At 60.6% G+C, this 20,800-nt stretch carries 17 protein-coding genes; 6 read left to right on the forward strand and 11 right to left on the reverse strand.

Annotation, left to right across the window (positions count from 1 at the left end; translation table 11 throughout):
- Positions 1 to 37: 37 nt before the first annotated feature.
- The 5 genes from BMW49_RS20755 to BMW49_RS20775 all read right to left on the reverse strand — a co-directional run bounded on the left by BMW49_RS20755 (position 38) and on the right by BMW49_RS20775 (position 6,198).
- Entirely contained in the window at positions 38 to 1,123 is a 1,086-nt protein-coding gene (locus BMW49_RS20755) for a polyamine ABC transporter substrate-binding protein (RefSeq protein WP_069520312.1), read from the reverse strand.
- Between the two features lie 67 nt (positions 1,124 to 1,190).
- Positions 1,191 to 2,288, reverse strand: coding sequence for a polyamine ABC transporter substrate-binding protein (locus tag BMW49_RS20760; protein WP_069520314.1), 1,098 nt, complete (start codon positions 2,286 to 2,288; stop codon positions 1,191 to 1,193).
- A 279-nt stretch (positions 2,289 to 2,567) separates the two neighbouring features.
- On the reverse strand, positions 2,568 to 3,941 hold the full coding sequence (locus BMW49_RS20765; protein WP_069520316.1) for an aspartate aminotransferase family protein: 1,374 nt from the start codon (positions 3,939 to 3,941) through the stop codon (positions 2,568 to 2,570).
- Between the two features lie 104 nt (positions 3,942 to 4,045).
- Positions 4,046 to 5,404: a glutamine synthetase family protein gene (locus BMW49_RS20770; protein WP_069520318.1), complete on the reverse strand. Its 1,359-nt coding sequence runs from the start codon at positions 5,402 to 5,404 to the stop codon at positions 4,046 to 4,048.
- A gap of 41 nt (positions 5,405 to 5,445) precedes the next feature.
- Positions 5,446 to 6,198, reverse strand: coding sequence for a gamma-glutamyl-gamma-aminobutyrate hydrolase family protein (locus BMW49_RS20775; RefSeq protein ID WP_069520320.1), 753 nt, complete (start codon positions 6,196 to 6,198; stop codon positions 5,446 to 5,448).
- A 276-nt stretch (positions 6,199 to 6,474) separates the two neighbouring features.
- Here BMW49_RS20775 and BMW49_RS20780 point away from each other — a divergent pair, with 276 nt between their 5' ends.
- From BMW49_RS20780 to aguA, 5 genes are all read left to right on the forward strand, one after another.
- Positions 6,475 to 7,854, forward strand: coding sequence for a glutamine synthetase family protein (locus BMW49_RS20780; protein ID WP_069520322.1), 1,380 nt, complete (start codon positions 6,475 to 6,477; stop codon positions 7,852 to 7,854).
- A gap of 130 nt (positions 7,855 to 7,984) precedes the next feature.
- Positions 7,985 to 8,155: a hypothetical protein gene (locus tag BMW49_RS24855; RefSeq protein ID WP_167362826.1), complete on the forward strand. Its 171-nt coding sequence runs from the start codon at positions 7,985 to 7,987 to the stop codon at positions 8,153 to 8,155.
- Positions 8,156 to 8,254: 99 nt separating this feature from the next.
- A complete protein-coding gene (locus BMW49_RS20785) occupies positions 8,255 to 8,893 on the forward strand; it encodes a TetR/AcrR family transcriptional regulator (RefSeq protein WP_069520325.1) in 639 nt (212 codons plus the stop codon).
- Between the two features lie 202 nt (positions 8,894 to 9,095).
- Positions 9,096 to 9,977, forward strand: coding sequence for an N-carbamoylputrescine amidase (gene aguB, locus BMW49_RS20790; protein WP_069520327.1), 882 nt, complete (start codon positions 9,096 to 9,098; stop codon positions 9,975 to 9,977).
- An 84-nt stretch (positions 9,978 to 10,061) separates the two neighbouring features.
- Entirely contained in the window at positions 10,062 to 11,159 is a 1,098-nt protein-coding gene (gene aguA, locus BMW49_RS20795) for an agmatine deiminase (RefSeq protein ID WP_069520329.1), read from the forward strand.
- A gap of 92 nt (positions 11,160 to 11,251) precedes the next feature.
- Here the strand turns inward: aguA and BMW49_RS20800 are convergent, their stop codons facing one another.
- The 3 genes from BMW49_RS20800 to desA all read right to left on the reverse strand — a co-directional run bounded on the left by BMW49_RS20800 (position 11,252) and on the right by desA (position 15,460).
- Entirely contained in the window at positions 11,252 to 12,613 is a 1,362-nt protein-coding gene (locus BMW49_RS20800; RefSeq protein ID WP_069520331.1) for an OprD family porin, read from the reverse strand.
- Between the two features lie 459 nt (positions 12,614 to 13,072).
- Complete coding sequence (locus tag BMW49_RS20805; protein WP_069520333.1) at positions 13,073 to 14,044, reverse strand: GGDEF domain-containing protein; 972 nt, start codon at positions 14,042 to 14,044, stop codon at positions 13,073 to 13,075.
- Positions 14,045 to 14,272: 228 nt separating this feature from the next.
- Positions 14,273 to 15,460 (reverse strand): delta-9 fatty acid desaturase DesA, encoded by a 1,188-nt coding sequence (desA, locus tag BMW49_RS20810; protein ID WP_069520335.1) that lies wholly within the window; start codon positions 15,458 to 15,460, stop codon positions 14,273 to 14,275.
- Positions 15,461 to 15,630: 170 nt separating this feature from the next.
- On the opposite strand from desA, the gene dibA reads away from it, so the two are divergent.
- The gene (gene dibA, locus BMW49_RS20815) at positions 15,631 to 17,889 is read left to right on the forward strand and encodes a phosphodiesterase DibA (protein ID WP_069520337.1); all 2,259 of its coding nucleotides are present in this window, start codon (positions 15,631 to 15,633) and stop codon (positions 17,887 to 17,889) included.
- Here dibA and cysW read toward each other — a convergent pair whose 3' ends face one another.
- The 3 genes from cysW to cysP form a co-directional block, all read right to left on the reverse strand.
- Positions 17,890 to 18,717 carry a sulfate ABC transporter permease subunit CysW gene (cysW, locus tag BMW49_RS20820; protein WP_069520339.1) on the reverse strand — a complete coding sequence of 276 codons (828 nt, stop codon included), beginning with the start codon at positions 18,715 to 18,717 and terminating at the stop codon, positions 17,890 to 17,892. It abuts the gene before it with no gap.
- Entirely contained in the window at positions 18,714 to 19,562 is an 849-nt protein-coding gene (gene cysT / locus BMW49_RS20825; protein WP_069520341.1) for a sulfate ABC transporter permease subunit CysT, read from the reverse strand. Before cysT ends, cysW begins: the two co-directional genes overlap by 4 nt.
- A gap of 219 nt (positions 19,563 to 19,781) precedes the next feature.
- The gene (gene cysP / locus BMW49_RS20830) at positions 19,782 to 20,798 is read right to left on the reverse strand and encodes a thiosulfate ABC transporter substrate-binding protein CysP (protein WP_069520343.1); all 1,017 of its coding nucleotides are present in this window, start codon (positions 20,796 to 20,798) and stop codon (positions 19,782 to 19,784) included.
- Positions 20,799 to 20,800 lie beyond the last annotated feature (2 nt).

Raw genomic sequence — 20,800 nt, forward strand, 5'->3', positions numbered from 1 at the left:
CAAAGTGGCGCCCAGCCCGACGGCTAGGCGTTTAAAATTATTGTCCCGACTTGACCCGGGTCCAGCTCCGGGTCATCAGTCGCTGCACCTTCACCGGCAACTCCGCCGAGATATACAACTTGTCCAGCACCGCTTGTGGCGGATACACCGACTCGTCATTGCGCACGTCCTGATCCATCAGCGCGCCTGCCTGGGTATTTGGGTTGGCATAGCCGACGTAATCGCTGACTGCCGCAATGGCTGCCGGCTCAAGTAGAAAATTGATAAAGGCATGCGCCTCTTTCGGGTGGCTGGCATCGGCCGGGATGGCGAGCATGTCGAACCACAGATTGGCCCCTTCTTTGGGGATGCTGTAGGCGATCTCGATACCCTTGCCCGCCTCTTCGGCACGGTCGGCAGCCTGCAGAACATCGCCGGAGAAACCGACCGCTACGCAGATGTTACCGTTGGCCAGGTCACCAATATATTTGGAGCTGTGAAAGTAAGTCACGTAAGGGCGCACCGCCAGCAGCTTGGCTTCAGCCTTGGCGTAGTCCTCGGGGTTTTGCGTGTTCGGGTCCAGCCCGAGGTAATTGAGCATGGCCGGGAGCATTTCATCGGCCGAGTCGAGGAAGCTGACGCCACAGCTGGCGAGCTTCTGCAGATTTTCAGGCTCGAACACGCTGGCCCAGGAGTCGATCTTGTCGACGCCGAGCACTTCCTTGATTTTCGCCACGTTGTAACCAATGCCATTGGTACCCCACAGATAGGGCACCGCGTACTGGTTATCGGGGTCGTTGACCTGCAGTTGCTTGAGTAACTGCGGGTCGAGATTCTTCCAGTTGGGCAGTTGGTTGCGGTCGAGTTTCTGGAACGCGCCGGCCTTGATCTGCTTACCGAGAAAATGATTGGAGGGCACCACGACATCGTAGCCGGAGCGCCCCGCCAGCAACTTGCCTTCCAGGGTTTCGTTGGAATCGAAAACGTCGTACTGGGCTTTGATGCCCGTGGCCTGCTGGAAATCAGCCAGGGTGGTTTCGCCGATGTAGTCAGACCAGTTGTAGATTTTGACTACAGGCTCGGCGGCTTGCACAGCGCTGACGGCGGCAACCAGTAAGCCCGCCACGAGAGGAGTACGACGCATAGGAGTTTCCTTCTTGTTTTGGAAGGGATGGGGCGAGCGAGCCGCCCCATCTGGTACGGCGAAACCGTTAACGGCCTGACTTGATCTTGGTCCAGCTGCGGGTCATTGCACGTTGTGCATTGGCAGGCAGGTCCGGGAAGGTGTAGATCTTGGCCATGGTTGCGGCATCCGGGTAGATGCCCGGATCGTTACGCAGTGCTTCGTCAACCAGCGGGGTAGCCGCCGCGTTGCCGTTGGGGAACTGCACGAAGTTGGTGATGTTGGCCATAACCTCTGGCTTCATCAGGTAGTTGAGGAACACGTGAGCGGCTTCAACGTTCTTGGCATCCGCAGGAATGGCCATCATGTCGAAGAAGCTGCCGGCCCCTTCTTTCGGGATGCTGTAGGAGATGTTGACGCCGTTCTTGGCTTCTTCCGCACGGGACTTGGACTGGTACAGATCGCCTGAGTAGCCGATCGCCACGCAGATATCGCCATTGGCCAGATCGCTGATGTACTTGGAGCTGTGGAAGTAAGCGGTCGAGGAACGGATCGAGAGGAACAGTTCTTCGGCTTTCTTCAGCTCGTCAGCATTGGTGCTATCTGGCTTGAAGCCCAGGTAGTTGAGGGCAGCAGGGAGAATTTCGGTCGGCGAATCAAGGAACGACACGCCGCAGCTTTTCAGCTTGGCGATGTTTTCGGGCTTGAATACCAGGTCCCAAGAGTTGACCGGTGCGTTGTCACCCAGGGCCGCCTTGACCTTGTCGACGTTGTAGCCAATGCCGATGGTGCCCCACATATAAGGGATGGAGTACTGGTTGCCCGGATCGCTCGGGTCCAACGCCTTGAGCAGGCTCTTGTCGAGGTTGCTCCAGTTCGGCAGCTTGGACTTGTCCAGCTTCTGGAATACACCGGCCTTGATCTGCTTGGCCAGGAAGGGGTTGGACGGCACCACGATGTCATAACCGGAGCTGCCGGCCAGCAGCTTGGCTTCCAGCGTCTCGTTGGAGTCGAAAACGTCGTAGACCACCTTGATGCCAGTTTCCTTCTCGAAATTGGCCAGGGTGTCTTCCGCAATGTAGTCGGACCAGTTGTACACGTGCAGTACTTTTTCATCGGCCTGGACAACGCCGGTCAGGGCGCCCGCCAGGGATAACGCGAGAAGGGTTTTGCCGAAAGTTTTCATGCGTACAGCTCCTGTTGTCATATTCAGTTTTCCAGCAGATGGCGCTGCCGCTATGCACCACCCTAGGGTGAGTCTGGTCAACGCTCTGCGCAGTCTGGCAAGGTCAGCCTGCTCTTTACAACTGCGCAGTTGTGCCTTAACAGGCTGTTGAAAAACTACCTGCGTTGCCATCGCGGCGTTAAAAACAGGCTCAAAATGCTCATTTACAACTCGTAAACTCCGCTTTTTCGCCTGTTTTTGCCTTGCGCTGGCTGCCTCGCCTACGTTTTCAACGGCCTGTTAAACCAGCAGTGCTTGCGCCGTCAGGTCAAGACAGGTGCGCGCCTTGCTCACCAGTTCGTCAATCTCGGCCTTGCTGATCACCAGCGGCGGCGAAATGATCATGGTATCGCCCACCGCACGCATGATCAGCCCGTTCTCGAAGCAGTGGCTGCGGCAGATCATGCCAACACCCTGGCTGCTCGGATAACGCGCACGGGTCGTCTTGTCTTTCACCAACTCGATGGCACCGAGCATGCCGACACCACGCACCTCACCCACCAATGGATGATCGGCCAGCGCCTGCAAAGACTTTTGCAAATACGGTGCCGTTTCTGCCTTGACCCGCTCGACGATGCCTTCTTCACGCAGAATGCGCAGGTTCTCCAGGGCCACAGCTGCCGCCACCGGGTGTCCGGAGTAGGTAAAACCATGGTTGAAGTCGCCGCCCTGGTTAAGCACGTCGACGATATCGTCACGCACAATCAACCCGCCCATGGGGATGTAGCCGCTGGTCAGGCCTTTGGCAATGGTCATCATGTGCGGCGCATTGCCGTAATAATCGCTACCGAACCACTCACCGGTGCGGCCAAAGCCACAGATGACCTCATCGGCGACGAACAGGATGTCGTACTTGGCGAGAATCTCGCGGATGCGCGGCCAGTAGCTGTCCGGAGGGATGATCACCCCGCCGGCGCCCTGGATCGGCTCGGCGATAAAGGCGGCGACGTTGTCCTCACCGACCTCAAGAATCTTCTGCTCCAACTGATCGGCCGCCCAGATGCCGAACGCCTCGGGGCTCATGTCACCGCCCTCACCGAACCAGTATGGCTGCGGGATATGCACGATGCCGGGGATCGGCAAGTCGCCCTGCTCATGCATATAGGTCATGCCGCCCAGGCTGGCGCCGGCCACGGTCGAGCCGTGGTAGCCGTTGAGGCGGCTGATGATGACCTTTTTATTCGGCTGGCCCTTGATCGCCCAGTAATGGCGGACCATACGCAGCATGGTGTCGTTGCCTTCCGAACCGGAGCCGGTGAAGAACACATGATTCATGCCCGCCGGTGCCAGCTCGGAGATGACCTTGGCCAACTCCAGCGCAGGCGGCGTGGCGGTCTGGAAGAACATGTTGTAGTACGGCAACTCCTGCATCTGCCGCGAGGCCGCCTCGGCCAGTTCCTTGCGGCCGTAGCCGATCGCCACGCACCAGAGCCCGGCCATGGCGTCGAGAATCTTGTGCCCTTCGCTGTCCCACAGGTAGACACCGTCGGCGCGGGTGATGATGCGCGGCCCCTTCTCGGCCAGCTGCTTGAAATCGCTGAACGGCGCTAGGTGATGGTCGCGGCTCATGGCCTGCCATTCACGGGTTTTCGGGTTTTGCACTGGCTTACTCATATCCACACCTTCTCAATGGGCTCCGCCGGCCCTGTGGGAGGCGCTTCAGCGGCGATTGTCGCGGCTGAAGCGCCCCCCACAGAGCCATGAGAAGCCCCGAAAAACTAAACCGACAGCAGCAGGAACTCGCGCTCCCAGGAGCTGATTACCCGCTTGTAGTTTTCATGCTCGGCGCGCTTGACCGCGACGTAGCCGGTGACGAACTTGCTGCCCAGGTACTCTTCGACGACCTTGCAGGTTTCCATACGCTCCAGCGCCGCTTCCAGGGTCAGCGGCAGGCGCAGGTTGCGGCGCTCGTAGCCACGCCCTTTGACCGGTGCACTGGGCTTGATGCCGTCGACCATGCCGATGTAGCCGCACAGCAGGCTCGCGGCCAGGGCCAGATAAGGGTTGGCGTCGGCCCCGGCGAGGCGGTTCTCTACCCGGCGGTTCTGCGGCGTCGCATCCGGCACACGCAGGCCCACAGTGCGATTCTCTTCGCCCCACTCCACGTTAACCGGCGCCGAGGTGTCGGGCAGGAAGCGGCGGAACGAGTTGACGTTGGGGGCGAACAGCGGCAGCACCTCGGGGATGTACTTCTGCAGCCCGCCGATATGGTGCAAGAACAGCTCGCTCATGGAACCGTCTTCATTGGAGAAGATGTTCTTGCCGGTCTTCTTGTCGATGATGCTCTGGTGCAGGTGCATGGCGCTGCCCGGCTGATCGGTGATCGGCTTGGCCATAAAGGTCGCCGCCACGTCATGCTTGAGCGCAGCCTCGCGCATGGTGCGTTTGAACACCAGAATCTGGTCGGCCAGGTGCAGGGCCTCGCCATGACGGAAGTTGATTTCCATCTGCGCCGGGCCTTCTTCGTGGATCAGCGTATCCAGGTCCAGGCCCTGAATCTCGCACCAGTCGTACATGTCTTCGAACAGCGGGTCGAACTCGTTGGCCGCGTCGATGGAGAACGACTGCCGACCGGTTTCCGGACGCCCGGAACGGCCCATGGGCGCAACCAGCGGGAAGTCCGGGTCGCTGTTGCGCTTGGTCAGGTAGAACTCCATCTCCGGCGCGACTATGGGCTGCCAGCCTTTTTCGGCATACAGCTTGAGCACTTTCTTGAGCAGGTTGCGCGGCGACAGCTCGATCGGGTTGCCCTGCTTGTCATAGGTGTCGTGAATCACCTGGGCGGTCGGCTCAACGGCCCAGGGCACCAGGAATACGGCGTTTTCATCGGGCCGGCAGATCATGTCGATGTCGGCGGGGTCGAGCAGCTCGTAGTAGACATCGTCCTCGACGTAATCGCCGGTCACGGTCTGCAACAGCACGCTCTCGGGAAGGCGCATGCCCTTCTCGTCGAGGAACTTGTTGGTCGGGGAGATCTTGCCACGGGCAATGCCGGTAAGATCGCTGACTAGGCATTCAACTTCGGTGATTTTGCGTTCTTTCAGCCAGCTCGAAAGCTGGTCCAGTTTGGTGCTCATAGAGACCTCAGGGTTGGTAGAGCGAGCCACGCAAGGCCCACTCAGTGTTGCCCCGCCCTCTTCCTGCAAGCCTCACCAAAGGCCTGGAAGATGGCGAGATAATTCGGATTGGATCGTACCTGCCATTCAGGGTGCCATTGCACCCCCAACGCAAAGCTTTTTGCGTCGCTGACAGAGAAAGCCTCAACCAATCCGTCAGGCGCCCGTGCTTCGACACGCAAGCCCGGCGCCAAACGTGCAACACCCTGGCCATGAATGGAATTGACAGTGATCTCGGACGGCAAGCCAAAACTGTCGAGCAGACCGCCCGGCTCAATGAACAACGGGTGACGGGGGGCATATTGGACGTCGAGCGGTTCGTTCTCCGGCTCGCGGTGGTCCATCATGCCAGCAACTGCATGTACCTTTTGATGCAGCGTGCCACCGAAGGCCACATTCATTTCCTGAAAGCCGCGACAAATGCCGAGTACCGGCACGCCCGCTTCAATGGCCAGGCGCAGCAGTGGCAAGGTGGTCTGGTCGCGCGCCGGATCATGCAAGGTGCCCGGCTCGCTGGCAGGTCCACTATAGTGATGAGGTTCAACGTTGGATGGCGAGCCGGTAAACAACAGACCGTGCAGATTATCGATCAGCGTCGGCAGGTCGATCAGCTCGCCCAGAGAAGGAATGACCAGAGGCAACCCTCCGGCGCCCACGGCGACAGCGCGGACATATTTGTCACCCACGATATGGTAGGGGTGAGGACCGATCTGCTTGCTGCAGGCGGTAACGCCGATCAACGGCAGGCGTGGCATGAGGCACCCAATTTATTGCTGTTATAGGTTTTGATCGAGCTTAGCCTTGTTCATTTTTTTACACAACAACCATGTAAAAAATCAAACACACCCCGCTGAGCACCGCGCCACTCCCGGCGTCGCCGCCGCTTACAGCGCCCTGAAACGCCCTAAAAATGGCCACCAAGCCCCGTTTTAGGGCAGAATGAGCCTCTCTTGACAGCATGAGAGCTTTCGGATTGACTCACTCCTGTGCATTTGCATGATTGATATTTTTAACAAAAAAGGTGTTGCATCATGTCGGTACCCCCGCGTGCCGTTCAGCTCAATGAAGCGAACGCGTTCCTTAAGGAACATCCTGAGGTCCAGTTCGTCGACCTTCTTATTGCAGATATGAATGGTGTGGTGCGCGGCAAGCGCATCGAACGCGCCAGCCTGCACAAGGTATACGAGAAGGGCATCAACCTTCCCGCCTCCTTGTTTGCCCTCGATATTAACGGCTCCACGGTGGAAAGCACCGGCCTGGGCCTGGATATCGGTGACGCAGACCGTATCTGCTTCCCCATCCCCAACACCCTGTGCAAGGAACCCTGGCAGAAGCGCCCCACCGCGCAACTGCTGATGACCATGCACGAACTCGATGGCCAGCCTTTCTTCGCTGACCCGCGCGAGGTGTTGCGCCAGGTGATCCAGAAGTTCGACGAACTAGGCCTGACTATCTGTGCAGCCTTTGAGCTGGAGTTCTACCTGATCGACCAGGAGAACGTGAACGGCCGTCCGCAGCCGCCACGCTCACCGATCTCCGGCAAACGCCCGATCTCCACCCAGGTCTACCTGATCGACGACCTCGACGAGTACGTCGACTGCCTGCAGGACATGCTCGAAGCCGCCAAGGAGCAAGACCTGCCGGCCGACGCCATCGTCAAGGAAAGCGCCCCGGCGCAATTCGAGGTCAACCTGCACCATGTTCAGGATGCCCTCAAGGCCTGCGACTATGCCCTGCTGCTCAAGCGCCTGATCAAGAACATCGCCTACGACCACGAGATGGACTCGACCTTTATGGCCAAGCCCTATCCAGGTCAGGCAGGTAACGGTCTGCACGTGCACATCTCGTTGCTCGACAAAAAGACCGGCGAGAACATCTTTACCGCCGAAGATCCGCTGCAGAACGACGCCCTGCGCCACGCCATCGGCGGTGTGCTGGAAACCATGCCGGCGTCGATGGCGTTCCTCTGCCCGAACGTCAACTCCTACCGCCGCTTCGGTGCCCAGTTCTATGTGCCCAATGCGCCGAGCTGGGGGCTGGACAACCGTACCGTGGCCGTACGCGTGCCCACCGGCAGCCCGGACTCGGTGCGCATCGAACACCGCGTAGCCGGTGCCGACGCCAACCCCTACCTGATGATGGCGTCGATCCTCGCCGGCATTCACCATGGCCTGACCAACAAGGTCGAGCCCTGTGAACCAATCGAGGGTAACTCCTACGAGCAACTCGACCAGAGCCTGCCGAACAACCTGCGCGATGCACTGCGCGAGCTGGACGACAGTGAAGTGCTGGCCCGTTATATCGATCCGAAGTACATCGACATCTTCGTCGCGTGCAAGGAAAGCGAGCTGGAAGAGTTCGAGCACTCGATCTCTGACCTCGAATACAACTGGTACCTGCACACCGTCTGATGCACCCACAACGCCGGCCATGTGCCGGCGTTGTTTTGTCCCCTGGACCTGCCGAATTCGTTTCCTGCCCCCCATCGCCTTGGCTGATGCGCCCCAGGCTGCCCAAACATTGTGCCGGAGCCCACCAGGCGTGCCTGCTGGGCGCATTACCGCCGAAACGCTCGACACCAATGGCAACGCCGACGCCAAAGGCTTTCTGGATGCCAACTTGCGCGACCAGCCCGGTCTTTACCCTGGCCGTGTCACCAAGCGTCGGCTTTACGTCCTTGCCCCTCCCAAAGAAGCACCGCACTGCCCGTGACCTAGTGTGGGAGCACTTTCGCGCCGGCAGCTGAACATCCCGACTTGCTCGCTGGGCGCGCACTGACGTCCAATAGCGCATCCCCCACGAGATAAGCGCATGCCACGTCCACCCACCGCTCGCAAACCTCGCGCCAGCAGCCAGGCACGCATCGCCGTGATTCTCGATGCGGCGCGGGCGCTACTCGCCGAGCAGGGCGTCACCAGCCTGTCGATCTACGCCGTAGCAGAGCGCGCGGCCATCCCGCCATCGTCGGTGTACCACTTTTTCGCCAGCGTTCCCGCGCTGCTCGAAGCCTTGACCGCAGATATCCATGCAGAGTTTCGGGCCTGCCTGCAGGCGCCAGTTGAGCATGCCGCGCTACGTGACTGGCGTGACCTGTCACGGCTGGTGGAACAGCGCATGCTGACCCGTTACGAAGACGATGCCGCCGCCCGGCAGCTGATTCTGGTTCAGCATGGGCTCAGCGAAGTCACCCAGGCCGACCGTCAACACGACATAGAACTGGGCGAGCAAATGAAGGCCCTGTTCGAGCGCCATTTCCAGTTGCCCCCGCTGCCCGAAGACATCGACGTGTTCACCCTGGCCATGGAGCTGGGGGACCGGGTGTACGCCCGCTCGATGCAGGTGCATGGCCATATCACCCCGCGCCTGGCCGAAGAGGGCATGCGCGTATTCGACGCCTACCTGAGCCTGTATCTGCCCCCCTGCCTGCCCAAGCGCCAACACCCGCTCTGAGTGCATCGCGCGTCCTCGCCTTGAGGACGTGACGGTAAGGGTTGCGCAAAATTACCGATTTATATCTGTAAAATATCCTTATGTTTTTTAATAAAAGCTCACAAAAGCTTTTTATATCGATTTTTATCGGCTATAACTGATGCACATCGTCACGGCGCCACCGCCGTGGTGCCCCTCAGATACCCCTGCTCAGAGGTGCTGCATGTCTCGCATTGTCACTGTCGCCGTAACCCAGATGGCCTGCTCCTGGGATCGCACCGCCAACCTCGCCAAGGCCGAACAGCTGGTTCGCGACGCAGCGGCTCAGGGCGCGCAGATCGTCCTGCTGCAGGAACTGTTTGAAACGCCCTACTTCTGCCAGAAACCCAATGCCGACTACCTGCTGCTGGCCACCGCCGCCGAGGAAAACCCGGCGATCCAGCATTTCCAGGCGCTGGCCAAGGAACTGCAAGTGGTACTGCCGATCAGTTTTTTCGAGCGCGCAGGCCGCGCCCGCTTCAACAGCATCGCCATCATTGATGCCGATGGCAGCAACCTCGGGATTTATCGGAAAAGCCACATCCCGGATGGCCCCGGCTATCACGAGAAGTACTACTTCAACCCGGGCGATACCGGCTTCAAGGTCTGGACAACCCGCTACGCCAAGATCGGCGTGGGTATCTGTTGGGACCAGTGGTTTCCTGAAAGTGCCCGGTGCATGGCCCTGCAGGGCGCCGAGCTGCTGCTTTACCCGACAGCCATTGGCAGCGAGCCCCACGATCCACAGATCAACTCTCGAGACCAATGGCAGCGCGTGCAACAAGGCCACGCCGGTGGCAACCTGATACCGCTGATCGCCAGCAATCGCATCGGGCTCGAGGAACAGGACGGTTCAGCGATCACATTCTATGGTTCCTCGTTTATCGCCAACGCCTTTGGCGAAAAGGTCGAAGAGCTGAGCCAGACCGAAGAAGGGGTGCGGGTCCACCGCTTCGACCTGAACGCACTGGAAAAAACCCGCAGCGCCTGGGGTGTGTTCCGCGACCGCAGGCCAAACCTATACTGGCCGCTCGCGACACTCGACGGCGACACCGCCTCGCAATGACTGCACACCTGCGGGCGCGCTGAACGTGCCTTGCCCTCCAGATATTTTTACCGGTGCGCGCAGCGCACCCTACGGAAACGAGCCATGACCAACCTGAGCACTACCCCCCGCGCCGACGGTTTCCATATGCCCGCCGAATGGGCGCCTCACAGCCAAACCTGGATGGTCTGGCCCGAGCGACCGGACAACTGGCGCCTGGGCGGCAAACCCGCACAGGCCGCCTTCACCGCCGTAGCCAAGGCGATTGCCCGCTTTGAACCGGTAACGGTCTGCGTCAGCGCCAGCCAGTACGAAAATGCCCGTCAGCGCCTGGACATGCCGAACATCCGCCTGGTCGAGATGAGCACCGATGACGCTTGGGTGCGCGATACCGGCCCGACCTTCGTGGTCAATGCCCGGGGCGACCTGCGCGGTGTGGATTGGGCGTTCAATGCCTGGGGCGGTTTCGAGGGTGGCCTGTACTGGCCATGGAACCGTGATGCACAGGTCGCCAGCAAGATTCTTGAGATCGAGCGCACACCGCGCTACCACACCGAAGGTTTTGTGCTCGAGGGCGGCTCCATCCATGTCGACGGCGAAGGCACCCTGATCACCACCGAGGAATGCCTGCTCAACCACAACCGCAACCCGCACCTGAGCCGCGAGCAGATCGAAGCCGTGCTGCGCGAGCACCTGGCAGTGGACAGCATCATCTGGCTGCCGGATGGCCTGTACAACGACGAAACCGACGGTCATGTGGATAACTTCTGCTGCTACGTGCGCCCTGGCGAAGTGCTGCTGGCCTGGACCGACGACCCGAGCAACCCCAACTACCCACGCTGCCAAGCGGCAATGAGGGTGCTGGAGCACGCTCGCGACGCCAAAGGCCGGCAACTGATCGTGCACAAGATGCCGATCCCCGGCCCGCTGCACGCCACCGCCGAAGAGTGCGCCGGCGTCGACCTGGTTGCCGGCAGCCAGGAGCGCAGTCCCGACGTGCGCCTGGCTGGCTCTTACGTAAACTTTCTGATCGTCAATGGCGGCATCATCGCGCCGCGCTTCGATGACCCGCTGGACGCCGAAGCCGAAGCGATCCTGCAGCGCCTGTTCCCCGAGCATGAGGTGGTCATGGTCCCCGGCCGCGAGATCCTGCTGGGTGGCGGCAATATCCACTGCATCACCCAGCAGCAACCGGCGGCCTGACCCTAGCCGCAGAAATAAAAAAGCCCTGCCAATTGGCAGGGCTTTTTGCATCTGGCGTCCCGGCAGGATGCAACTGCCGGGGAGTCAGAGCCTTACAGCAGCGGGATGCTGTAGCTGACGATCAGGCGGTTTTGATCAATATCAGAGCTCGCTACTTCGGAGCGCATGGAAGCATTGCGCCAGGCGAAGCCCATACCCTTCAAAGTACCTTCCTGCAGCACGTAGCTAACGGTCAGGTCGCGCTCCCACTCTTTCAGGTCGCCAGTGGCCGACTTGATGTTATCGCCTTTCATGTACAGCACGTTGGCAGTCAGACCAGGCACACCCACTTTGCCGAAGTCGTAACCGTACTGAGTGATCCAGGTACGCTCACCGGCACGGCCGAAGTTACTGATCTGACGATCGGTGATCAGGTAAGTGGTCGCGCCGCCCTGACCTGGAATGGAGCCCTGGTTCAGCTGGATAAAGTTGCTGTCGCCCGACACCTGCTGGTAGCCGGCGCTCAGTGCGTGACCTTCCAGGCTGTAGGTGAAGAAAGCACTCCAGGTGCGGTTGTCGACTTCACCGAAGTCAGGATTCGCGCGACCGCCATTCCAAAAACCGCTGCCGATATAGCCATCAGCGCGACCGGCAGCGCTGCCGTTGTTGCCGTCGGAGCTGGTGTCGAAGTAACGCAGGTCAGACTTCAGCGAACCGGCACCCAAGGCGAGGGTGTGGGTCAGGCCGAGGAAGTGCTGCTTGTAGAAGTCGTCCAGATTGCCGTAGTAGTACTGCGCCAGCAGATCCTTGTTGATCTTGTAGTCGGCACCGCCGTAGTAGAACTTGTTGCTGTCAGCGCCAGCACCGGCGCCGGCGATGGCCAGCGACTCGCTATTGCTGGAAGCACGGCCTTTGGCATGCTCAAGCTGACCAGCAATCAGGGTCAGGTTGTCGATTTCGTTCGAGGTGATCTGCGCACCCTCGAAGGTTTGCGGAATCAGACGGCCGTCGTTGAACGTTACCACTGGCAGTTTCGGCTGAAGGGTGCCGATTTGTGCGATGGTCTTGGAATAACGCACTTTACCGGTCAGACCCAGGCTGCTGAACTCATCAACAGCGTTGTTATCACTGTCAACGGGGAAAAGTGTGCCGTTGCCAGCCGAGCCAGGGGTGCGGCTCTGACCTGCTTTGCCGGCACGACCGCCGCCATCCAGACGAACACCAACCAGGCCCAACGCATCAACGCCGAAGCCTACGGTGCCTTCGGTAAAGCCCGATTGCAGGTTCAGTTGAAAGGCCTGCCCCCACTCCTTGTTGCTCGCCGTGTTGGTGTCACGTACATCGTTGTTGAAGTAATAGTTACGCAGATCAAGCTTGGCTTTGCTGTCTTCGATGAACGCGGCGTGGACAGCGCTGCTCAGGGACAGGCCCAGGGTGCTGGCAGCTACGGCTACGGCCAGGGAGGTCTTTCTCATTATGGTTTCTCCAGGTGTGTTAAGGGTGACGCATCGACATGGGCCCGGGCTGAAAGCAGCCATCGGAAGACCCAGACCGAATTCGGGCGCTCACACAACCGCCCGGCACGCAACACAGTGCGGCCGGCAGGCGGGCAAGCGAAATCAATTCAACACAGCAGAACGCGTGGGCAAACGGGCAAACAGATGGATAGCCGAGAGGGAAGGCAAACACGGCAGGTGAATGTCATGGCACAGATCTCTTCGTTCTTATTCTTGGTCCGCAGGGCTGCGGCCAGCATTTAGTCCAAAATAGCAGGTACTGTGCCAATCAAACAGATACAAGATGAAAGCGCTCTGGAATGAGGCTTTGGTGTGTGAGCTGCCGCAGTGAAAGCCAAGGGAGGACGGAAAAATAAGCAGAAATCCGCTTATTTATTTCGCAAAAAAGGCGAAAAGCCGCCACTTACCAAAACCTATTCACCCCAATACGATGCGGTCCTTGCCTTGGCGCTTGGCTTCGTACATGGCCACATCGGCGCGCCCGAACAAGGTGTCCAGGCTTATGTCATCACCGCGCAAACAGGCCAACCCCTGGCTCACCGTGATGCCGAAACGACGCGTCTCGTGACTGAAACTCAAGCGCTGGATCTCGCGCTGCAGGCGCTCGGCGATCTGCAGCGCCAGGCTCTGAGCACAGCCCGGCAGCAGCACTGCAAACTCCTCACCGCCAATGCGCCCGAACAGGTCGCCGCGCCGCAGCACTGAGGTGCCACAGTGGGCCAGCCGCTGCAGAACCTGGTCGCCCATCTGATGACCATAGCGGTCGTTGATTTGCTTGAAGTCATCCAGGTCGAGCAGCAGAAAAGCCAGTGAACTGCCGTACTGTCGGGCATGCTCGAACTCGCGCTGCGCACCCTCGAAAAAATGCCGGCGGTTGCTGCTCTGGGTCAGCACATCGGTGGTGGCCAGGCGATGCAACTCGCCTTCGAGCTGCTTCTTTTCGGTGATGTCTTCGGCAATCCCGACGATGATCGGCGCCTGCCCACTTTCGTTCTGCTGGCTGATAAAGCACTTGTCGCTCAGCCAGCGCAATTGTCCGTCATTGCGGATAATGCGGTACTCACGCGCTTCAACGGCACCGGTTTCAAGCACCTTGGCCATGCTGTCGGCGGCATACTCGAGATCGTCGGGGTAAATGCTGTTGCGCCACTCGTCGTAGTCGGCCAGCAACAGGGCCGCAGATCGCCCGAAGACGCGCTCATACGCAGGGCTGACGTAAATGATGCGCTGCTGCGCCCAGTCGAATGCCCAGAGCACGGCATTGACGCTGCCCAGCAAGGTGCTGAAGAGCTGCTCGCGCTCGCCCAGCCGCGCGGTTTCGGCGCGGCTGTGCAGTAAAGCCAGGGTCAGGGCTTCGAGCTCGCTCGGAGCATTGCTCGTTTCATCCATTGCAAACGCCATCCTGAAAAAGCACCACGGCCGCCATGCGCCGTGGGGTCATCTGAGTACGGTGCTGCCTTGGCCACCTGGCCGAATGCCGACACAAAAAGGTCAGGCGTCCGCTCGGGCATCACCCACACAAAAAGCCCGCCAAATGGCGGGCTCATGCATTGTTATTTGGAGCTTTCAGAAGACCATGCATTCACCGCCGGGTTCCCCGGCCGACGAAGCACTGCCTCAGGTGGCGCTGACAGGACGCAGCGAATAAGTCTTGAGCTGGGCAGCAAAGTCATGCAGCGACTGAATGCCACTGGCTTCTGCCTCGTGAACCCACTGCTTGATGGCTTCGAGCATCTCATGCCCGTTGGAGCTGGTCCGGGCCCAGATCTGCTGCAGCGCCAGGCGCTTCTCGTAGATCACCTTGAGCGCCTGGCTTTGCGCGAGCATATCGTCGATATGCTGCTGCTGTTGATCCTGTAGCAGGCTCGGCTCACGGGAAAGCAGGCGCTTGGCGCGACGGAACTGGTGACGCACCGAGGCATCCGCCTTGGCCAGTTCCTGAGCGACCAACGGCTTGATCACCAGCGCGCGGTACTGCGCCATGATCTGAAAGCGGTTGTTGAGAATCGCCATGGCGGTGTCCATATCCAGGTTGCGCTTGCCCTCCACCCGATGAGCGATGGGCGCTACGCGCTGGACTTTGGCCAGACCGAAGAAGCTGAACACTTTGATCCAGGCCCAGCCCATGTCGAATTCCCAGGGCTTGACCGACAGCTTGGCCGAATTCGGGTAAGTGTGGTGGTTGTTGTGCAGCTCCTCGCCACCAATCAGGATGCCCCAGGGCAGCAGATTGGTCGCCGCATCGCGGCACTCAAAGTTGCGATAACCCACCGCGTGGCCCAGGCCGTTGATCACGCCCGCTGCCCACACCGGAATCCACATCATCTGCACGGCCCAGATGGTGATACCAGCGGCACCGAACAGCGCGAGATCGATCACCGCCATCAGGGTCACACCGCCGATAGGGAAGCGCGAGTAGAGGTTGCGCTCGATCCAGTCTTCCGGGCAATTCTTGCCGTAGATACGCAGCGTATCGGGATTCTTCGCCTCTTCAGCGTACAATTCCGCCCCTTTGCGCAGAACCGTGCTCAGGCCCTTGACCACCGGGCTGTGCGGGTCATCGACGGTTTCACATTTGGCGTGGTGTTTGCGGTGGATGGCGGTCCACTCGCGGGTGTTCTGCGCCGTGGTCAACCACAGCCAGAACCGGAAAAAGTGCTTGAGCGCCGGATGCAGTTCCAGGGCGCGGTGCGCGGAGTAGCGGTGCAGGTAGACCGTGACGCCGACAATGGTGATATGCGTCATCACCAGGGTGACCACGACCAGTTGCCAGACCGAGAGGTCAAGGAGACCGTTGTACCACATGGATGTCTAGTGCCTCTTGTGGAGTAAGACGCGGCGTGTCCTACAAAAATGGCCGCCCCTGCATTATCACCAAGCCGGGACAGAAAACCAGTTGCTCTTTTGGCTAAGAATGTTTCACCCGTGCAGGTTCGTGTACTGTTCGGCCCCCTAACCCGAGATGGAACCCCCTAATGGGCTTACGCCTGGGCGCCTTGCGCCTGTCCCTGCTCTACATGCTGGTGGCCGGACTCTGGGTCCTGTTCAGCGACGGATGGTTGACTCACCTCGGGCTACCCAATGCCCAGATTGAGCGCCTGCAACTGTTCAAGGGACTCGGCTTCGTCGTGCTCACAGCGCTGCTGCTGTACCTGATTCTGCGTACCCATGCCCACCTGCAAGCGCGCAGCCAGCAGGCATTGAGCCGTAGCGAGGAGCGCTTGAGCCTGGCCCTGGAGTCTGCCGAGAGCGGTCTGTGGGACTGGGATTTACATCAGCATAGCCTGTACTTCTCGCCGCGCTACGCCAGCATGCTGGGTCTCGACCCCGTGGACCTGGGCAGCAGCCAGGAAACATGGCTGCAGCGCCTGCACCCCGATGACCGGCCAGGCTACGAAGCGGCGCTGCAGGCGGCCCTGGCCGCCCCGCAGACGACGATGTACGAAAATCTCTTTCGCCTGCGCCATCGCGATGGCAGTTACCGCTGGATCCAGGCCCGCGGCCGCCTGCAGCTCGATAGGGCGGGCCAGGCCCGGCGCTTTATCGGCACGGCAAGCGATGTCACCCAACGGCGCGCCGACGAGGACAGCCTGCGCCAGGCGGCAGCCGTGTTCGAGGCCACTCAGGAGGGCGTGCTGGTCACTGACGCCCAACACCGCATCGTGCACATCAATCCGGCTTTCAGCCGCATCACCGGCTACAGCGAGGCGCAGATTCTCGGCCAGGACCCCAGCCTGCTGAAATCCGGCCGCCATGACAGCGCCTTCTACGCCAACATGTGGCAGATGCTGCGTAACCAGGGCGGCTGGAGTGGGGAGATCTGGAACCGCAGGCGCAACGGCGAGATTTACCCGCAGTGGCAGTGCATTCGCGCGATCCACGATGAAACCGGCGCGATTCGTCATTATGTCGCGGTGTTTTCCGACATCACCGCACTCAAACGCTCGCAGCGCGAACTCGACTACCTGGCCCACCACGATCCGCTGACCAACCTGCCCAATCGCCTGCTGTTCACCGAGCGGGTCGAGCATGCGCTGGAGCGCGCGCGCCGCGAGCAGCTCAATGGCGCCGTATTGCTGATCGACCTCGATCACTTCAAGCACATCAACGAAAGCCTGGGGCATAACATCGGCGACCTGCTGCTCAAGGCCGTCGGCGACCGCCTGACGGGCCTGCTCGATGCGCGCATGACCTTGGCGCGACTGGGCGGCGACGAGTTTGGCCTGCTCTGCGAATCCGGCCTCGAGGCCGAGCAAACCGCCGACCTGGCGCAGCAGGTGCTCGACAGTTTCCACGCGCCCTTCGCGGTTGTCGACCAGGAACTGTTTATCACCGCCAGCCTGGGCATTGGCCTGTTCAGCGACGACGCCGAAACCGTCGAGCAGATCCTGCGCAACGTCGACTCGGCACTGTTCAAGGCCAAGAGCAGTGGCCGCGAAACATTCGCCTTCTATGCTCAGGAATTGACCGAGCATGCGCGCCAGCGCGTGCAACTGGTCAGTGCCCTGCGCCATGCCCTCGACCTGCAGGAGCTGCGCGTGCACTACCAGCCGCTGATCGACCTGGCGGACGGCAGCATGGTCGGGGTGGAAGCCCTGGTGCGCTGGCAACACCCGCAGCGCGGCCTGGTGCCCCCTGGCGAATTCATCCCGATTGCCGAGGAAAGCGGCCTGATCAGCGCCATCGACACCTGGGTGCTGCAGCAGGCGTGCGAGCAGATGGTGGCCTGGCAGCGCGCCGGCAGCCGCTTGAAGTTCGTCGCGGTGAACGTCTCCAGCCGGCTGTTCTGCCGCGACCTGCTCGACCATCAGGTGGCTCAGGTGCTGGCACAAACCGGCCTGGCACCTGCCTGCCTGGAGCTGGAAGTCACCGAAAGCGCAGTGATGGTCAACCCGGACGCCGCCCAGGGCCTGCTCGAACGCCTGCGCAACCTCGGCGTGCGCCTGGCGATCGATGACTTCGGTACCGGCTACAGCTCGCTGGCGCGACTAAAGCGCTTACCTGTGCACAAGCTCAAGCTGGACCAGAGCTTCGTCCGTGGCCTGCCCCACGACGAGGACGACATCGCTATCAGCCGCGCAGTGATTGCGCTGGGGCATAGCCTGAAGATGAAGGTGCTCGCCGAAGGGATCGAACACCCCGACCAGGCGGCGTTTCTCAAGGCGCTGGGCTGCGATTTCGGCCAGGGCTACCACTTCGGCCGCCCGGCCCCGCAACTGCCGGACGAGGCCTGATCAGGCCTCGGCGCGCTGCATCAGGCTGCGCTGGCGCCATTCCATAAAGGTCTTGAGCAGCAAGGTAAACAGCGCCATGCAGGCCAGCAGCCCGGCAGCGGTGAAGGCGGCCGCCGGTTTGTAGTCATTGTTCAGTTGATCGACCAGCAGCGGCAGCGTCAGGGTCTGGTTGATGATGGTGCCGGAGACCACCGACACCGCGCCGAACTCACCCACCGCCCGAGCATTGGTTACCACCACGCCATACAGCAGCGCCCACTTGATCTTCGGCAGGGTGATGCGGCGGAAGATCTGCCAGCCGCTGGCACCCAGGCACATGGCAGCGGTCTCTTCGTCCTGGCCCTGGGCCTGCATAACCGGAATCAGGATGCGCGCCACATAGGGCGCAGTGACGAACACCGTGACCATGACGATGCCCGGCCAGGCGAACATCAACTGCATGCCGTTATCGTAAAACCAGCGCCCCAGCGCGTTTTCCAGGCCATAGACGACCAGGTAGCAGAGACCCGCAACCACCGGCGAGACCGCATAGGGGATGTCGATCAGGGTGGTCAGCAGCTTGCGCCCGCGAAAGTCGTAATGGGTCACGCACCAGGCCAGGCAGATGCCGAAGCACAGGTTCAGCGGCACGGTAATCAGCGCCACCAGCAGGGTCAGGCCGATGGCGTGCAGCATGAAGTCTTCGTTCAGGTTGGCCCACAGCAACTCCAGGCCACCAGCCAACGCATTAGTGAAGATAAGGCCCAGGGGCAACAGCAGTAGCACCGCTACAACCAGCAGCCCCAGCCCCACCAGCGTCCACTGGCGCCAATCATTCGGTTTTTTCATCGACCTTGCCGTTGCCAAGCGAACAGACGGCCCTGCAGCACCTGCAGGGCGAACAGAAGCAGCAGGGACGCGAGCAGAATCACCGAAGCGATGGCCGCTGCTGCCGGGTAGTTGAATTCCTGCAAGCGGACGAAAATCATCAGCGAACTGACCTCCGTCTTATAGGGAATGTTGCCGGCGATCATGATCACCGCGCCGAACTCGCCCAGGCTACGGATAAACGCCTGGGAGCCACCGGTGACCAGCGCCGGGGTCAGGGTTGGCAAAACGACGTGTCGGAAGCTCTGCAGACGGCTGGCACCGAGGGTGCGAGCAGCCTCCTCGTACTCCGAACCGAGGTCCTGCAACACTGGCTGCACGGTACGTACGACGAAGGGAATACTGGTGAAGATCATCGCCACGACGATGCCCGGGTAGGCATAGGCGATCTTGATCCCCGCAGCATCGAGCCACTGGCCGACCCAACCGTTGGGCACCAGCAGCGCTGCCAGAGTCAGACCGGCTACCGAGGTGGGCAGGGCGAACGGCAGGTCGATCAGCGCATCGACCAGGCGCCGACCGGGGAAGTCGTAGCGGGTGATGATCCACGCCAGCAACAGACCGATCAGCAGCACCGCCAGGGTCGAATAAAAGGCAGCGGAGATCGTCACCTTGTAGGTCTGCACCACGCGCGGGTCGCTGATCGCCTGCCAGTACTGAGCCCAGCTCATGTCACTGACGTACAGCAGCAGCGCCGATAGCGGCAGCAGGATCACCAGCGACAGGTAAAAGACACTGAAGCCAAAGCTCAGGCCGAAACCGGGCAGCAAGGGGTTTTGCAGGAAGAACAGTTGCGGTTTGCTCACGAAAAACTCGACTCTACAAATGCAGTTGGCCGCCTAGAAGGCGGCCAATAGACCAGACTTTCAGCGGCCGATGGCGAATACAGCCGAAGTAAGATCTCGCGAGCTAGAGCCCTGCAAGGCAAAAACAGGCGAGGGAGCGGAGTGTACTTTTGTACATGAGCATCCCGAGCCTGTTTTTAACGCCGCAGGGCCGACGCGCAGCAGATCGTGGACGAACGCCTAGCGGCCGGCGGCCAAAAGCTGGTCAAGAATACCACCGTTGTCGAAATGCTTGGCGGTGATCTCGTCCCAAGTGCCCAGCACCTCGGTGGGGTTGATCAGGCGCACCGGGGCGAACTGTGCCTTGGTCGCCTCGACCACCTCGGGGTTGTGCACGCGGTAGTTGTAGCGGGTCAGCAGTTGCTGAACATCCTTGCTGTACTGAAAGTCGAGAAAGGCCTTGGCCTGCTCGCGGGTGCCGCGCTCGTCGGCGACCTTGTCGACGATGGCCACCGGGAACTCAGCCAGTACGCTGACGGGCGGTACCACGGTCTGCAGCTTGGCGGATTTGAATTCCTCGCCGTTGGCGATATTGATGACTTCCGACTCGAAGGTCAGCAGCACATCGCCCTGGCCGTTCTGGGCGAAGGCCACGGTGGCACCACGGCCGCCGGTGGGGAAGTTCTCGACGTTCTTCAGCAGCTTGCCAACGAAGGCCTGGACCTTCTCCTGATCACCGTTGAATTTCTCGTTGGCGAACAACCAGGCGCCCAGGTAGCTGTAACGCGCGTTACCGGAGGTCTTCGGGTTGGGGAAGACCAGTTTGACGTCGTCGCGGATCAGGTCGTCCCAGTTCTGGATATTCTTCGGGTTGCCCTCACGCACCAGGAAGGCGGTGGTGCTGTAATACGGCGAACTGTTGTTGGGAAACTGCTTGGCCCAGTCTTCACGCAGCAGACCGCGCTTGGCCAGGATGTCCACATCGGTTACCTGGTTGAAGGTGACCACGTCGACCTTCTTGCCCTGAATGATGTCCTGGGCCTGGCGCGAGGTGCCGGCGAAGGACTGAATGATCTTCACCTCTTTACCGGAGGTGGCCTGCCAGTGCTCGACGAACTTCGGGTTGATCTCACCGAACAGCTCGCGGGCAATGTCGTAGGAGGCGTTGTGGAACGGCGTATCGGCAGCGGCGTGGCTCAGCGAACCGGCCAGCAGGGTGGCACTGGCGACGCCAGCCAGGAGAATATTCTTCAGCATGA

This window comes from Pseudomonas cuatrocienegasensis, from assembly GCF_900110925.1.
GTDB lineage: Bacteria > Pseudomonadota > Gammaproteobacteria > Pseudomonadales > Pseudomonadaceae > Aquipseudomonas > Aquipseudomonas cuatrocienegasensis.

Coding starts and splice junctions, on each gene's coding strand:
- BMW49_RS20785 (WP_069520325.1), top strand. CDS start 8,255: ATGCCACGTCCACCCACCGCTCGCAAACCTCGCGCCAGCAGCCAGGCA.
- cysP (WP_069520343.1), bottom strand. CDS start 20,798: ATGCTGAAGAATATTCTCCTGGCTGGCGTCGCCAGTGCCACCCTGCTG.
- BMW49_RS20800 (WP_069520331.1), bottom strand. CDS start 12,613: ATGAGAAAGACCTCCCTGGCCGTAGCCGTAGCTGCCAGCACCCTGGGC.
- BMW49_RS20780 (WP_069520322.1), top strand. CDS start 6,475: ATGTCGGTACCCCCGCGTGCCGTTCAGCTCAATGAAGCGAACGCGTTC.
- desA (WP_069520335.1), bottom strand. CDS start 15,460: ATGTGGTACAACGGTCTCCTTGACCTCTCGGTCTGGCAACTGGTCGTG.
- aguB (WP_069520327.1), top strand. CDS start 9,096: ATGTCTCGCATTGTCACTGTCGCCGTAACCCAGATGGCCTGCTCCTGG.
- BMW49_RS20770 (WP_069520318.1), bottom strand. CDS start 5,404: ATGAGCACCAAACTGGACCAGCTTTCGAGCTGGCTGAAAGAACGCAAA.
- BMW49_RS20775 (WP_069520320.1), bottom strand. CDS start 6,198: ATGCCACGCCTGCCGTTGATCGGCGTTACCGCCTGCAGCAAGCAGATC.
- aguA (WP_069520329.1), top strand. CDS start 10,062: ATGACCAACCTGAGCACTACCCCCCGCGCCGACGGTTTCCATATGCCC.
- cysW (WP_069520339.1), bottom strand. CDS start 18,717: ATGAAAAAACCGAATGATTGGCGCCAGTGGACGCTGGTGGGGCTGGGG.
- BMW49_RS20805 (WP_069520333.1), bottom strand. CDS start 14,044: ATGGATGAAACGAGCAATGCTCCGAGCGAGCTCGAAGCCCTGACCCTG.
- BMW49_RS20765 (WP_069520316.1), bottom strand. CDS start 3,941: ATGAGTAAGCCAGTGCAAAACCCGAAAACCCGTGAATGGCAGGCCATG.
- dibA (WP_069520337.1), top strand. CDS start 15,631: ATGGGCTTACGCCTGGGCGCCTTGCGCCTGTCCCTGCTCTACATGCTG.
- BMW49_RS20760 (WP_069520314.1), bottom strand. CDS start 2,288: ATGAAAACTTTCGGCAAAACCCTTCTCGCGTTATCCCTGGCGGGCGCC.
- BMW49_RS20755 (WP_069520312.1), bottom strand. CDS start 1,123: ATGCGTCGTACTCCTCTCGTGGCGGGCTTACTGGTTGCCGCCGTCAGC.